The sequence below is a fragment of the Telluria sp. LT2P80 genome, assembly GCF_059685955.1.
The window spans coordinates 1,162,294-1,176,309 of sequence record NZ_JCASIO010000001.1 but is presented as its reverse complement, the minus strand read 5'-3'; the positions used below and the strand labels follow the sequence as shown (position 1 = coordinate 1,176,309).

The following is a 14,016-nucleotide window of genomic DNA, read 5'->3' as shown; positions in this document are numbered from 1 at the left end:
TCCGTGTTAGCCCATCTGCATTGGCATGATGTGCCCTCGACAAGACAATAGCGCGATCGGCTACCGCCGAATACTTCGACCTCGGTCGCTGTGCCAATACATTTACTATGAGGCGATGGACGCCGGAACTTTGGAGCAATGGCCGTACGCCGCTACAGCGCTACAGAACAGCGGGCATGTGCTGTGTGGGCACCTGCATAGTTCAGTCATCCAGTTCGCCGTCCGGAATACGTACATTGCTGATACCTCGGCCCTGCTTAGAGGATGCGACTGAGTACGCCGGCGAATAATACTCAGTCCCAATTGCCCACGCCGGTATGGGTAAGACCCCCTCGGGATTGAAGATCATGCTGGTTTCCACAGGGGTTAACTTATCTGGGCGGCGGGCGCGGATATCGATGTTGACCTTGTCTTCAATGGCCTTGGCATACTTCCATAGACTCGTACGGCAATAGTGGTTCTCCAAGTTCACATAATTTAACCAAAGGGTGTAGATTCTGCGCTCAGCTCTGGAAAGAATTTCGATCTCATCATCAGTCAGCAACCTTTGAATACAATGAGTCACACGGTACTTGTTGAGGAACTGGAAAAACAGCTCAGGCACGTCAACCCCGTCCCAGCGGCGGACAAGGCCAAGTTGAAGATACTTCAGTTCCTCCGAGTACAGTTTGATCTCCGCTCTGATGCCTCGTTTGGCTTCGTTAATCAGTAATGATTGATATTTCCCTGGCTTCTTGCCGCCATTTGAAGTCTTAAACATGGTCGCCATCTGGATTGCCTTATCGTAAATGGTCAACGCGTGACTTTTGGACCTGCGTTTTTTCGCACCGTGCAAGGTGATCGATGTGGGCTCTGCGCGCCATTTGCCGGTTGTGTAGGCGCCATCGATTGCATCAATGATGGGCAGCACTGCAGTCCGAGGACAGATGAAGTTTCCGGTTAAATGGATTTCCGTAATCGACACATCGCCATTTTTCCACTCCTCACGCTGTGAACGATCAACCGGGAGGCCCAAGCGTTTAGTGAGAAGGTCCAATATCGTGTATACATAGTCCTGCAGTACGCAATGGCCGAAGAGGTTATGCTTCTGCAGGACGAGTGGAGGGCAACAGTGGATTTCGATCAGGTGTGCAACGCCATAATCGTCAATTCCTTTTGACTTGATGTAGGCTTCCTTACCGCCATCTTTTAATGTCTTCTGGTTTGCAGTGGCGCTACCTGACGGCAATAAGCCAAAATCCTCCTGCTCAAAGTAGTGTGGCTTACCTGTTGGTTTGTGGGTCCATTGCGCAGTTATACGGATCTTGTCAATGTGGATGTTAGCGGCGTGCATGTTGCTACCTTAGCTGTAAATGTAGGGCCAATATGGAACAGCCCATTCCGTGATTGTTGAGTTTAAATTGTGAACAAATCCGAACTACTATAGTGCTAGCGTTTACTTGATGGCTAACATGCCGGTTATATGTAGCGACGTAGCGCATCATGGCGAAGACTGACTGCTTACGTAGCGAGCAAAAGAATCTTCAAATTCGGTGCGGTCGTAGCCCTTCAATATTCCGATATCAAATCTAAGATTTTTGCTGGCGATATCGAAATCAGACAGCAGGTTTGATATTTCGCGCGCCGTAATTGGCTTTCCATTCGTATATGTCGACCACGGTCCCTCGCGATTAGCGCAGAGCGCGTCGATAAGCTTGGCAGTTGACAGCTTTGTCATACCAGTGTGATCGAAGGCCTTTTGTATATCCCGCAGCAATTCTTCCCCGCTGCACTTAACTTCGTCGTGCGTCCTTGAGAGGGCCCGGGCCGCTTGATACGCCAGTGCTAACCAGTCGGTTCCCAAGCATTCAGCAATCGCAAGGAGCGGTTCCCAGTTGTCTTCATACCGGTCATTTTCAAGATTTGCAGAAGCGGGCCGCATTGTGGCAATGCGGCTCCGATTGTCGTGAGCCCAACGTGCAATCTGAGCACGCAGCGCAACCATTTCATCGTTTTGACGAGGCACAAATTTTGAGACAAGCTCTTCTGGAAGCTTACGGCGCAAACGGAGCACAATTGACCGATCCAAGACAGTGCTCGGCATGTTGCCAATGCCTGCGATAGCTTTTGGACAAAATGTGGAGAAGCGCGTAACTTTTCCTTGATCCATTCTTGCTACTTGAGCGTTCGTGCGTGTATGTCCAGAGTTCAATATCCCGGTCATCATTTTTTCGCTGTTGCCTAAGTAGGTATCTGATTCATCAAGAAGTAAAGTTGGAGAATATTTGTTGACAAGACGATACAAGACTGCCGCACTGATGTTCGACACGGAGTACGGTTTCGACACCAGCGCAGCAAGCAAATTCATTGCTGACGTCTTTCCGCATCGCTTGATTGGAGACCGAATAGCTAGTACTGGTGACACGCGCGCGACGTCGATAGTATGTGTAAATATGACCCAGAGAGCCATAGCAGTAAAGTCTTCTGGCGTCATTACAATGTACTTCTTCAGTTCCGCAATCAGGGAGGACATCAGTGATGCCCCGTTGAGTGGATTAGGCCAGAGCATCGGTGCGATAGGGAGGTCAGAATCAGCCATTTGGCTTAATTGATCGAACAAGGGAGCGAGCGGTTTCTCTGCTGCTGCTACTGCGTCTGCTACCGCACTCTCATCGTGCATTTGATGTAGTTTGTCGAAGGACGCGGCTGGCTTCGGAATGGCGATCAGACAGTCCATGGCGAGCGCTGCAGCGGTAAGCTGCCGCACGTTGTTGCGACCGTCATGCCCTTCGTGTTTTCCAGCACACAAAATCAAGGTAGCTTTGGGGTAGGTGAGCGCTAGATGCCTAACAACGCTCTCAATGTTCTCAGCATACAAAGCGACGATGACGCCGAAACCCGTGGCACGATTAAGCGCAAGTCCTGCAGCAAACGTTTCTACAACTAGGATGGTTGCAGACGCGGTCCCAATCCGAGCGTAGCATCCAGCCAGAGGGGCGCCTGGGATGAACAAGTCTTCATATTTTCCGTTTGCGTCTGCCTCCATGACGAGTACGTTGGCCGGCTGAAAATCGGGCCCGTAAATGACCGACGCCGCCGAGTCGTCATGGTTCATTCCGCTTACGTCGGTTGGAATTGCCAGAACAGTCAGTGACGTTTCACCCAAGCCGAGCGTACGCAAGTAAGGATGGTCATCGCGTACTGCTATGCAAGCTAAATATTCGCTGAGACTCCATGGCGAAGTCCTAGCAGCTAGTTCGCTTAAAGGTGAAATAGAGGATCCGAGGGGGTTACGCATTTCCCAGGCCCTCCGTCGAGTTCTTACCTTCGTTTGCAAACAGCCGGGGGGCTGTCAATAGTGAGACAAACAACTCAATGTCGAGTTGAATGTCGGCGCGGCTTGCGAGAGCACGGGCGCAAAGGACTGCGTCCAGCTCGGCCTTCAGCCAACCGACAGAGCGCTCCCCCAGGCTGATCGAGGAGGGTGCCTTTCCAGTCTTTACGTCCAGCCAAAAAGTCGAGTTTGCACGCCCCATTTTCTTGGCGCTATCCGAGAGCCGCAGGATGGTGTGGTCGTTGGTATCGTGTACGCGCTGGATCATCGACATAAAGGCCGCGTCGAGCGGAACTGCAGCGGCCAGCGTTGGGTTGGTAACAACAGCGGAATCGACAGGTGTGTCGACTCGCTGCTGGGGCACTAGTTCTTGTTTCGACCGCATTTCATTCTCCGTATCGGGCTCGACCAAGTGTCAAGCCACAGGAGAATTTTCACACTTCGATCGCTATCACAGGCATCTAGATGGGTTGCATCGTCCTGCGTAATTTGCGAGAAATTCCGGCAGCGGGTTGCATCTGTTTGCGTAAGTGCTGAAGCTGGAATAGACTTTCGCCAGATAATTTAACTTGGGGGTTGCGTGGCACGTCCAGACTGGAAAGACGTTGATACGTACGATATCGATACGCAAAAATTCCCGTATCGGGCGTACGCTTGGGAATTTTTGCGCCGAAATCCCGACTTCCAGCGGGAAAGTGAGGCTGCCTTTAACTCTGGATTGCAGAGTGCGCGTGAAAAAGTCGCGGCTAAGTATGGCCTCCGTGACTTAGTGTCGTATCGCGTTGACTATGAACCAGTTGAGCCATGTCCTGTTTGGCTCGCTGAAACAATATGTGAGCCACCGGTTGTTCACCAAAAAGGCAAGCTAAACCCCGTTCCGCACCTGCGACCTGGTGAGGTTGCTCTCATTTTTGACTTAGATGCGACGCTAGGTTCCGGGCCGTCAGCGATTGATGCATTTCTATGGAACGCGAAGAACCTTCTATTGGCGGAGAGAAGGAGGCTGATTTCCGGGCTACCGGCGCACGAATCGCGCGTTATTCGAGCCAAGTCTCCGAGCATCCGAAAATCAAAACTGTTTACTTGGATACGCACTTACGATGCAGTCGAGCATATGGGCGTACCTCAGATAGAGGCCGCCCGGGTGCTTTATCCGGAGGATTTCGTACCTGAAAAGTACACGGGCAAAACGAAGGCATCGGCTGCCCAAAAGCGAGTATCGTGTGATCGGAAAAGAGCAATGAGTCTTGTCCAAAATGAGTACCTGGCTTTGATACCTCTGGATTATCTGCAGGACAAGTCAAAGAGATAGTTGTAGCCGCGCCGCTTGCTAGTCGCAGCTGGCGCTTACCAGGAGTCGTTTAATATAGTCTAAAACCGTATTCTCGATCTTGTGTAGCTAGCTGTGTAGCTAGCGTCAAGGGTCCGGGAGTGCAGTTCATAAGTTACTGATTCTAATGAAGAATCTCATTACATCAAAATGACATCGTACTGTTCCTGGTGATACCCCTTCTCGACCTGCAGCGAAATGCGCTTGCCAATGAAGTCCCCCAACATGGCCAGATGTTGCGACTCTTCTTCCAGGAACAAATCGATCACTTCCTGTGAAGCGACGATGCGGAACTCGCGTGGATTGAACTGCTTGGCTTCACGCAGCAGTTCGCGCAGGATTTCGTAGCAGATCGTGCGGCTGGTTTTCACCTGGCCCTTGCCCGAGCAGGCCGGGCAGGGTTCGCACAGGATGTGGGCCAGCGATTCGCGCGTGCGCTTTCTTGTCATTTCCACCAGGCCCAGCGCCGAGAAATTGCTCACGGAGACCTTGGTGCGGTCGCGTGCCAGGGTTTTCTTCAGCTCGGCGAGCACCTGGTTGCGATGCTCGTTGTTCTCCATGTCGATGAAGTCAAGGATGATGATGCCGCCCAGGTTGCGCAGGCGCAGCTGGCGCGCGATGGCGTGCGCCGATTCGAGATTCGTTTTAAAGATCGTGTCGGCAAAATTGCGCCCACCAACGTAGCCGCCCGTGTTGACGTCGATGGTCGTCATCGCCTCGGTCTGGTCGACGATCAGGTAGCCGCCCGACTTCAGGTCGACGCGGCGCCCGAGCGCGCGCAGGATTTCTTCCTCGACACCGTACAGGTCGAACAACGGACGCTCGCCCGTGTAGTGCGCCATGCGCGACAGTACGCTCGGCGTGTAGACCTGCGCGAATTCGACGAGCTTCAGGTAGTTCTCGCGCGAGTCGACCTGGATGGTGGCGGTTTCGTCGTGCACGAAGTCGCGCAGTACGCGCTGGGCCAGCGACAGGTCTTGGTACAGCAGCGTGGTCGGCGGCCGGGTGCGGGCGCCCTGGACGATGGCGCCCCAGGTCTTGCGCAGGTAGTCGACGTCGGCGGCCAGGTCGTCGTCCGGCGCTTCTTCGGCCATCGTGCGTACGATGTAGCCACCTTTTTCGTCGGGCGGCAGCATGCCTTGCAGGCGCGTGCGCAGGCGTTCACGCTCGCTTTCCTTTTCGATTTTCTGCGAGATGCCGATGTGCTGGTCTTGCGGCAGGTACACCAGCATGCGCCCGGCAATGGAGATCTGGGTCGACAGGCGCGCGCCCTTGGTGCCGATCGGGTCCTTGATGACCTGGACGGTCAGCACCTGGCCGTCGAACAGCAGCTTTTCAATCGCGGTCGGAGGAACGTTGGCGCCGTCGTGGTTGCGCGCTTCCCAGATGTCGGCCACGTGCAGGAAGGCGGCGCGTTCCAGGCCGATGTCGATGAAGGCCGACTGCATGCCTGGCAGCACGCGCACGACCTTGCCCAGATAGACATTTCCCGCCAACCCACGCGTGAGCGTGCGCTCGATGTGCAGTTCCTGCACCGCGCCTTGCAAGACCAGCGCGACGCGTGTTTCCTGCGGCGTGATGTTGATGAGAATATCTTCGTTCATGGACCCTGCCGCACGTATTGTTTAGGGTGATCATGATACACGCTCACGGCGCATCGCCGGGGCGGGAAGGCGATCAATTCAGACCGTCAGGCCCGCCTTGCGCAGCAAACTGGCGGTCTCGAACAGGGGCAGGCCCATGATGCCCGAGTGGCTGCCTTCAATGTGTTCGATGAACAGTGCGGCCGGGCCCTGGATGCCGTAGGCGCCGGCCTTGTCATAGGGTTCGGACGTCGCGCAGTAAGCGCGGATCTGTTCCGGCGTGAGTTTGGCAAAACGCACGTTCGATACCTGCGTGACCTGCTCGGCCACGCGTTCAGCGTGCACGGCAACCGAGGTCAGCACCTGGTGCGTGCGACCCGACAGGCGCTCAAGCATGGCGATCGCCTCTCGGTTATCGGCTGGCTTGCCGAGAATCTCGCCATCGATCGTGACGGTCGTATCGGCCGTCAGTACGGGGCGTAGCGGCTGGCGCCGTTGCAGCAGCAGGTTGAAGGCAAACGCGCCTTTTTCCTTGGCAACGCGCGCTACATAATGGTGCACGTCTTCGTTTGCCAGCACGTCTTCGCTGACGTCCACTACGCGGGTCGGATCACTGCGCAGCAGCATCAGCTCGAAGTCCACGCCGATCTGGCGCAGCAATTCACGTCGGCGCGGGCTTTTCGAAGCGAGGTAGATCTTGTTCTGGTTGTTTCTCATCGATTCGGACGATCAGGCAGGGCTGTCGGGCAGGTAAAGAATTACTGCAGAAGCAAAATTCAGACCCGGTGATAAGGGTGGTTCTGGGTGATCGACCAGGCACGGTACAGCTGCTCGGCCAGCATCACCCGCACCATACCGTGCGGCAGCGTCATGCTGGAAATACGAATCAAGCCTTCGGCACGTGCCTTGAGCTCGGGATCGAGGCCATCGGCGCCACCGATCAGGAACGCGGTGTCGCGCCCGTCACGTTGCCAGGTTTCCAGCTGCTGCGACAGGCCGACACTGGTCAGGTCGCGGCCACGCTCGTCGAGCGCGATAATGCGTACGCCCTTCGGCAAGACCGCCTCGATACGCTCGCGTTCGAGCGCCATCGCCGTGGCAGCGGTCTTGCTGCCGGACCGTTCGACCGGCTTGATTTCCTTGAGCACGATGCGCAGCTCGGGTGGCATGCGCTTCGTGTACTCGGTGAAACCAGACTCGATCCAGGCCGGCATCTTGTGACCGACCGCGGCAATGATCAGTTGCATGAACGCTTACTCGGCATCCTTCTTGATACGACGGATCACTTTTTTGGCCGGCGCTTCGACCGCTGGCGCTTCTTTCGGCGCGGCAGCTTTCACGGCGCGCTTCGGCGGCTTGGCCTTGGTTGCTTCGACAGCGGCGGTCTCGGTCTTGCTCGGGTTGACCTTCACGGTCTTGCCGGTTGGGACAGCCTTGGCGGCGACCTTCTTGGCAGCCGGCTTCTTGGCAGCAGCAGGGCCTTCGGCAGCGATGGTCTTGGCGACCGTGGCAGCGCGCTTGGCGGCAGGCTTGCGTTCGTTGACCGGCTTGGCCTCGACCTTGTCTTGGTTGGCGGCAAGGTGCTTCGACTTTGGCTTGGCTTCGTCGGCTTCAGCGCCTTCAGCGGTCGACTTGCGCTTGGCGGCGCCCAGCTTGACCGGCTTTTCGCCCCAGATTTCTTCGAGACGGTAGTACTGGCGAATGGCCGGCTGCATGATGTGGACGATGATGTCGCCCAGGTCGACCAGCACCCATTCGCCGGTGTCCTCGCCTTCCATGCCGATGACGTCGCCGCCGGCAGCCTTGACCTTGTCGCGCACCGATGCGGCCAGCGACTTGGTCTGGCGATTCGAGGTGCCCGAGACGACAGCGATGCGGTCGAACAGGCTGGTCAGGTGCGTCGTGTCGAACATGACGATGTCCTGGCCCTTGACATCTTCCAGGGCGTCAACGACGAGGGTTTGAAGTTTCTTGAGATCCATTAGTTTTTGTACAGGTTATGTTGTTGAATATAGTCTAGCACTTGCGCCATTGCGAGCGCGTTTGCGTCCGCTTCGAGGCCCGCGTGCAAGGCCGCACGAATGCGGCTTGACGAAATGTCGACGTCCAGCGTCGGTGCGAGGCAAACTTTTCCGTGGCTGCTTGCGCGCACGGTGTCGGGCGTCGCAAGGCGCGTCGACAATTCTTGTGCCACCGGTGGTGGCAAGGTTTCTTGCGCCAGGTCGTAACCCGGGCGCGTGGCCACCCCCAGATTGGCCAGCGCGAACAGCTCGCGCCATTCATTCCAGGTATCCAGATTGCGCAGCTGGTCGGCGCCCATCAGGAATACGATCGATGCCTGCGGGCCGAGTTCCCGCCGCAGCGCGCGCAGGGTCTCGACCGTGTAGGTTGGCGTCGTGCGTTCAATTTCCTGCAGGTCGAACACGACGTGCAACTGGTCGTTGTTCAGTGGCTTGAATGCCAGTTCGAGCATCGCGATGCGATGCGCGTCACCGGCTTCCATGCCGTTCTTTTGCCAGGGGCGGCCGGCCGGCAGGATGCGCAATTCGTCCGCCTGCAGCAAGCCGCAAAACAATTGGCCCAGCGCGACGTGGCCAAGGTGCACCGGATCGAAGCTGCCGCCCAGCACGGCGATGCAGGCCGTCACGGCGCGAGCCAGTCCCGGTGCGGCAAAAAGTCGGTCGCCAGGCGCGCTTCCGGGCTGCCCGGCTCCGGGTGCCAGTCGTAGCGCCATTTCACGATCGGCGGCATCGACATCAGGATCGCCTCGGTGCGTCCGCCCGACTGCAGGCCGAACAGCGTGCCGCGGTCCCACACCAGGTTGAACTCGACATAGCGGCCGCGTCGGTACGCCTGGAAATCCCGCTCGCGCTCGCCGTACGGGCGGTCCTTGTGGCGCGCCAGGATCGGCAGGTAGGCCGTGGTAAAGCTGTTGCCGACGCTTTGCATCAGCGCGCACGACTGCTCGAATCCCAGTTCGTTCAGGTCATCGAAAAAGATGCCGCCCACGCCGCGCGCTTCCTTGCGGTGCTTCAGATAAAAATACTCGTCGCACCAGTTCTTGAAGCGCGGATGCAGCGTTGGGCCAAACGGCGCCAGTGCGTCATGGCAGGTCTTGTGGAAGTGGCGCGCGTCGGCCTCGTCGCCGTAATACGGCGTGAGGTCCATGCCGCCGCCGAACCACCATACCGGCGCTTCGCCAGGCGCGGTCGCTTCAAAAAACCGCACGTTCATGTGCACCGTCGGCGCATACGGATTGCGTGGATGCAGCACCAGCGACACGCCCATCGCTTCCCAGGCGCGGCCCGCCAGTTCGGGGCGCACGGCGCTGGCCGACGGGGGCAGGGCGGCGCCCATCACGTGCGAGAAGTTCACGCCGCCGCGCTCGAACACATTGCCTTCTTCGATCAGGCGCGAAATGCCGCCGCCACCTTCGGGCCGTTCCCACGCATCGCGCAGGAACGGCTTGCCATCGACCTGTTCGAGGTCCTGGACAATACGCGCCTGGAGGTCGAGCAACCAGGCCTTGATGGCTGCGCTATGGAGGGAAGGCATGGAACGATCGCGGTCGGGAAATGAAAAGAGCGCAGATTGTACACCTGCGCACGTGGTGGTCACTCGTTGTGAGGGTGGTGCTTACTTAATGCCGCGCCAGCCGATGTCGCGCCGGTACTGCGCGCCATTGAAGTGGATCTTCTCGACCGTTTCGTAGGCGCGCTTCTGTGCCATCTTGACGCTGTCGCCCAGACCCACGACGCATAGCACGCGGCCGCCACTGGCTTGCAGCGTGCCGCCCACGACGCGCGTGCCGGCGTGGAAGGTGACGCATTCGGGCGCTTCGGGCGGGATACCATCGATGACATCGCCCTTGCGCGGACTGTCGGGATAGCCGGCGGCGGCCATCACGACGCCCACGGCAGTGCGGCGGTCCCATTCGAGTTCGACCGTGTCGAGCGTGCCGTTGCAGGCGTGTTCGAGCACAGTGGCGAAGTCGCTTTTCAGGCGCGCCATGATCGGCTGGGTTTCCGGGTCGCCCATGCGGCAGTTGAATTCCAGCGTGCGCGGATTGCCGTCGGCATCGATCATCAGGCCGGCGTACAGGAAGCCCGTGAACGGAATGCCGTCGCGCGCCATGCCCTGGATGGTCGGGTTGATGATTTCGCGCATTACGCGTGCATGCATCGATGGCGTCACGATCGGCGCCGGCGAATACGCGCCCATGCCGCCCGTGTTCGGGCCCTGGTCGTGATCCTTGAGGCGCTTGTGGTCCTGGCTCGTGGCCAGCGCCAGCACGTTCTTGCCGTCGCACATGACGATGAAGCTGGCTTCTTCGCCGGCCAGGAATTCTTCGATCACGATGCGTGCACCGGCGTCGCCGAAGGCGTTATCGGCCAGCATATGCTCGACTGCGCCATGCGCTTCTTCCAGCGTCATGGCGACGACGACACCCTTGCCGGCCGCCAGGCCGTCGGCCTTGATGACGATCGGGGCGCCGTTGGCGTCAATATAGGCGTGGGCGGCAGCAGCGTCCGAGAAGGTTTCGTACTTCGCGGTCGGGATGCCATGGCGCTGCATGAACGACTTGGCGAAATCCTTCGAGCTCTCGAGCTGCGCGGCTTCGCGGGTGGGGCCGAAGATCTTCAGGCCGCGCGAGCGGAACAGGTTGACGATGCCGGCGGCCAGCGGCACTTCGGGGCCGACCAGCGTCAGCGCGATGTGCTCGGCCGTGACGAAGTCAGCCAGCGCCTGCGGCTCGTGCAGGTCGACCGTCACCAGGCGCGTGTCGAGTTCCGTGCCGCCGTTGCCGGGAGCGACGAAGACGGTCTGCACGCGTTCCGATTGGGCCAGTTTCCACGCCAGAGCGTGTTCGCGGCCGCCCGAGCCGACTACGAGAATTTTCATATTGCCTACCAGGTTATTCGTCGATCACGGCGTTGGTGAACACTTCCTGGACGTCGTCCAGGTTTTCCAGTGCATCGAGCAGCTTTTGCATCTTGATCGCGTCGTCGCCCGTGAACACCGTTTCGGTGGCGGGTTTCATGATGACTTCGGCCACTTCGGCCTTGAAGCCGGCCGCTTCGAGCGCTTCCTTCACCGACGCGAAGGCGTGCGGATCGCACAGCACTTCGAAGCCGCCTTCGTTGTCGGCCGCGACATCGTCGGCGCCGGCTTCGAGCGCCGCTTCCATCAGCTTGTCTTCGTCGACGCCCGGCGCGAACAGGAACTGGCCCGTGTGCTGGAACATGAAGGCAACCGAACCTTCGGTGCCCATATTGCCGCCGTTCTTGCTGAACGCGTGGCGCACTTCGGCCACGGTCCGCACGCGGTTGTCGGTCAGGCACTCGACGATGATCGCCGCGCCGCCGATGCCATAGCCTTCGTAGCGCACTTCTTCGTAGTTGACGCCTTCGAGCTCGCCCGAACCGCGCTGGATGGCGCGCGTGACGTTATCTTTCGGCATATTGGCATCGGCCGCCTTCTCGACTGCCAGACGCAGGCGCGGATTGGACGGGATGTCGCTGCCGCCCATGCGCGCGGCGACGGTGATTTCCTTGATCAGGCGCGTCCAGATCTTGCCGCGCTTGGCGTCAGTTGCGGCCTTTTTGTGCTTGATATTGGCCCATTTGCTGTGTCCAGCCATGTCGAGAATTCCTTAGACGGTATGCAAGAGTGGCCGACATTCTAGCATAGCGCCCCCTTGCAAAAAGGTCCAAGGGCCATCGAGCCAGGGTCACGAATCGGCATGGAAACAACAGTCTGGCACGCCGGTGCTTTCGCCGGCGGCGAGCACGAATACGGTATTCTTGGTGTACACAAAGGAGAACTGCATGCACGCCAAAGCAATTCGCATCGCCGCCAATGGCGGTCCCGAGGTGATGGAGTATGTCGATGTCGACGTGGGTGCGCCCGGGCCGGGCGAGATCCTGCTGCGCCAGCACGCGATCGGCCTGAACTTCATCGACGTGTATTTTCGCACCGGCCTGTATCCGCAGCCACTACCCGGCGGCCTGGGCAAGGAAGGCGCGGGCGTGGTCGAGGCAGTGGGCGAGGGCGTGACCAATGTCCAGCCCGGCGACCGCGTCGCGTATGCGGGCGGGCCCAACGGCGCCTACGCCGACCTGCGCGTGATGCCGGCCGCGGTCGTCGTCAAGCTGCCCGATGCGATCTCGTTCGAGACGGCAGCGGCCATGATGCTGCAGGGCCTGACGGTGCAGTACCTGTTTCGCTCGACCTACCCGCTGCAGGCCGGCCAGACGATCCTGTTCCACGCTGCCGCCGGTGGCGTGGGCCTGATCGCCTGCCAGTGGGCGCGCGCCCTTGGCGTGAAATTGATCGGCACCGTCGGCTCCAAGGAGAAGGGCGAGCTGGCGCTGGCGCATGGCGCGGCGCACGTCATCAACTACAACGACGAGGACATCGTCGCGCGCGTGAAAGAAATAACGGACGGGGCCGGCGTGCCGGTGGTCTACGACTCGGTGGGCAAGGACACGTTTGCTGCGTCGCTCGACTGCCTGCAGCGGCGCGGCCTGATGGTCAGCTTCGGCAATGCGTCCGGTGCCGTGGAACCGTTCACGCCTGGCGAATTGTCCAGGCGCGGTTCGCTGTACATCACGCGCCCGACGCTGTTTGACTACATGACCAATCAGCAGGAAGCCGAGGCGATGTCGGCCGAGCTGTTCGAGATGGTCACGAGCGGCAAGGTGACCATCAACGTCAACCAGACGTTCCCGCTGGCGCAGGCAGCCGAGGCGCACCGCGCGCTGGAATCGCGCCGCACCACCGGCTCGACGGTGCTGCTGCCATGAGGGATACCCGGGACGAGCCGCCGTTTGTGCCGCCATCGCGGCCGGCAAACGATGGGGCGCCGAAGTTCGGGCGGCTGCTGGTCGTGCTGGTGCTGGCCTTGCTGCTGGTTGTGGCCATCACGTTCGGGTCGGAGGCGTATTTCAGCTAGCGGTCAATTGACGGGCGTAAAAAAGCCAGGCAGCGTTGCCTGGCTTTTTTTTACGCCCGTCTTCAAGGCCTGGTCAGGCGCCCGGTTCTTTTGTGACCACCACGCGGCGCGCCACGCCCGACTGGCCGGGGAAGCCCTCGAACGCGCTTTGCACCAGCGCCGGCATGACTTCGGGTGTCGACATATTGCGGCTCGTGTTGTGTACGGTCACTTCGAACAGGCGCTTGCCGTCGCGCGATGACTTGATTGCCACCTGCAGCTCGCGCCGGTACTGGTGCTCGATCGACGTCTGGTAGGACGGGTACGGGCCCCAGAACGGATCGTAGAACGGGCTGTACCAGCCGCCCCAGTAGCGGCGGTTGAAGCCGCCGCGATAACCGCCGTAGCCAAAGCGCGCGCTCGGATAGAAGTACGGCGTCATCACCGGTTCGATCACGCGCACCGGCACGTCGGTGGTGGTAAAGCGCATCGCCACGGTCAGCGCCGGCGTGGCGCCGTTGGCATCACGGAAGCCCTGGCGCGCCAGCTGGGCACGCACCAGGTCCTGGTAGCTGCGCCATTCGAGGGTATCGTCCTGCGGCGACGGCACTTCAAACACATAGCTCTTGTCGGCAATCTGCGCCGGCCATTGGTGGAACGTGGTGACATCGCTGCGGATGCTCGTCGCGCAGCCGCCCAGCAGCAGCGCGAACGCGGTACACAGAGCGATGGTGATGAAGCGTTTCATGCAAATCTCCCGTTTGTCTTGTCGGTCTTTCCCCGATCTTCAAGATTACCCCTTGTTCAGATTCAGGGGAGCCACTTTTACACCCGGTTACCGTGCCTACAAAGCGAT

The 14,016-nt window shown here is 59.2% G+C and carries 15 protein-coding genes; 3 read left to right on the top strand and 12 right to left on the bottom strand.

All coding sequences use genetic code 11. From position 1 onward, the window contains the following. Positions 1 to 202: 202 nt before the first annotated feature. The 3 genes from AC56LW_RS05160 to AC56LW_RS05150 all read right to left on the bottom strand — a co-directional run bounded on the left by AC56LW_RS05160 (position 203) and on the right by AC56LW_RS05150 (position 3,725). Positions 203 to 1,333, bottom strand: a complete 1,131-nt coding sequence (locus AC56LW_RS05160; RefSeq protein WP_499632309.1) for a phage/plasmid replication domain-containing protein — start codon at positions 1,331 to 1,333, stop codon at positions 203 to 205. A 147-nt stretch (positions 1,334 to 1,480) separates the two neighbouring features. After that, positions 1,481 to 3,277 carry a DUF3631 domain-containing protein gene (locus AC56LW_RS05155; protein WP_499632306.1) on the bottom strand — a complete coding sequence of 599 codons (1,797 nt, stop codon included), beginning with the start codon at positions 3,275 to 3,277 and terminating at the stop codon, positions 1,481 to 1,483. Next, positions 3,270 to 3,725: a helix-turn-helix transcriptional regulator gene (locus AC56LW_RS05150; RefSeq protein ID WP_499632303.1), complete on the bottom strand. Its 456-nt coding sequence runs from the start codon at positions 3,723 to 3,725 to the stop codon at positions 3,270 to 3,272. Before AC56LW_RS05150 ends, AC56LW_RS05155 begins: the two co-directional genes overlap by 8 nt. 168 nt (positions 3,726 to 3,893) lie before the next feature. Here AC56LW_RS05150 and AC56LW_RS05145 point away from each other — a divergent pair, with 168 nt between their 5' ends. Further along, positions 3,894 to 4,625 carry a transcriptional regulator domain-containing protein gene (locus AC56LW_RS05145; RefSeq protein WP_499632300.1) on the top strand — a complete coding sequence of 244 codons (732 nt, stop codon included), beginning with the start codon at positions 3,894 to 3,896 and terminating at the stop codon, positions 4,623 to 4,625. 158 nt (positions 4,626 to 4,783) lie between these two features. On the opposite strand, the gene rng is transcribed toward AC56LW_RS05145, so the two are convergent. From rng to AC56LW_RS05105, 8 genes are all read right to left on the bottom strand, one after another. Continuing rightward, on the bottom strand, positions 4,784 to 6,247 hold the full coding sequence (rng, locus tag AC56LW_RS05140; protein ID WP_499632297.1) for a ribonuclease G: 1,464 nt from the start codon (positions 6,245 to 6,247) through the stop codon (positions 4,784 to 4,786). Between the two features lie 78 nt (positions 6,248 to 6,325). Beyond that, positions 6,326 to 6,943 carry a Maf family protein gene (locus AC56LW_RS05135; protein ID WP_499632294.1) on the bottom strand — a complete coding sequence of 206 codons (618 nt, stop codon included), beginning with the start codon at positions 6,941 to 6,943 and terminating at the stop codon, positions 6,326 to 6,328. Between the two features lie 59 nt (positions 6,944 to 7,002). Beyond that, positions 7,003 to 7,473 carry a 23S rRNA (pseudouridine(1915)-N(3))-methyltransferase RlmH gene (gene rlmH / locus AC56LW_RS05130; protein ID WP_183556438.1) on the bottom strand — a complete coding sequence of 157 codons (471 nt, stop codon included), beginning with the start codon at positions 7,471 to 7,473 and terminating at the stop codon, positions 7,003 to 7,005. 6 nt (positions 7,474 to 7,479) lie between these two features. Further along, positions 7,480 to 8,208 (bottom strand): ribosome silencing factor, encoded by a 729-nt coding sequence (gene rsfS, locus AC56LW_RS05125; protein ID WP_183556439.1) that lies wholly within the window; start codon positions 8,206 to 8,208, stop codon positions 7,480 to 7,482. After that, positions 8,208 to 8,873, bottom strand: a complete 666-nt coding sequence (locus tag AC56LW_RS05120) for a nicotinate-nucleotide adenylyltransferase (RefSeq protein ID WP_499632291.1) — start codon at positions 8,871 to 8,873, stop codon at positions 8,208 to 8,210. Before AC56LW_RS05120 ends, rsfS begins: the two co-directional genes overlap by 1 nt. Continuing rightward, positions 8,870 to 9,781, bottom strand: a complete 912-nt coding sequence (hemF, locus tag AC56LW_RS05115; protein ID WP_499632288.1) for an oxygen-dependent coproporphyrinogen oxidase — start codon at positions 9,779 to 9,781, stop codon at positions 8,870 to 8,872. The genes AC56LW_RS05120 and hemF overlap by 4 nt, the downstream gene beginning before the upstream one ends. A gap of 81 nt (positions 9,782 to 9,862) precedes the next feature. Beyond that, the gene (gene purD / locus AC56LW_RS05110) at positions 9,863 to 11,128 is read right to left on the bottom strand and encodes a phosphoribosylamine--glycine ligase (RefSeq protein ID WP_499632286.1); all 1,266 of its coding nucleotides are present in this window, start codon (positions 11,126 to 11,128) and stop codon (positions 9,863 to 9,865) included. 13 nt (positions 11,129 to 11,141) lie between these two features. Further along, positions 11,142 to 11,867 carry a YebC/PmpR family DNA-binding transcriptional regulator gene (locus AC56LW_RS05105; RefSeq protein ID WP_499632283.1) on the bottom strand — a complete coding sequence of 242 codons (726 nt, stop codon included), beginning with the start codon at positions 11,865 to 11,867 and terminating at the stop codon, positions 11,142 to 11,144. 187 nt (positions 11,868 to 12,054) lie between these two features. Here AC56LW_RS05105 and AC56LW_RS05100 point away from each other — a divergent pair, with 187 nt between their 5' ends. Then, positions 12,055 to 13,032: a quinone oxidoreductase family protein gene (locus AC56LW_RS05100; RefSeq protein ID WP_499632281.1), complete on the top strand. Its 978-nt coding sequence runs from the start codon at positions 12,055 to 12,057 to the stop codon at positions 13,030 to 13,032. Continuing rightward, positions 13,029 to 13,181 (top strand): hypothetical protein, encoded by a 153-nt coding sequence (locus AC56LW_RS05095; protein ID WP_499632278.1) that lies wholly within the window; start codon positions 13,029 to 13,031, stop codon positions 13,179 to 13,181. The genes AC56LW_RS05100 and AC56LW_RS05095 overlap by 4 nt, the downstream gene beginning before the upstream one ends. A gap of 73 nt (positions 13,182 to 13,254) precedes the next feature. On the opposite strand, the gene AC56LW_RS05090 is transcribed toward AC56LW_RS05095, so the two are convergent. Continuing rightward, positions 13,255 to 13,908 (bottom strand): DUF4136 domain-containing protein, encoded by a 654-nt coding sequence (locus tag AC56LW_RS05090; RefSeq protein ID WP_499632275.1) that lies wholly within the window; start codon positions 13,906 to 13,908, stop codon positions 13,255 to 13,257. Positions 13,909 to 14,016: the final 108 nt, after the last annotated feature.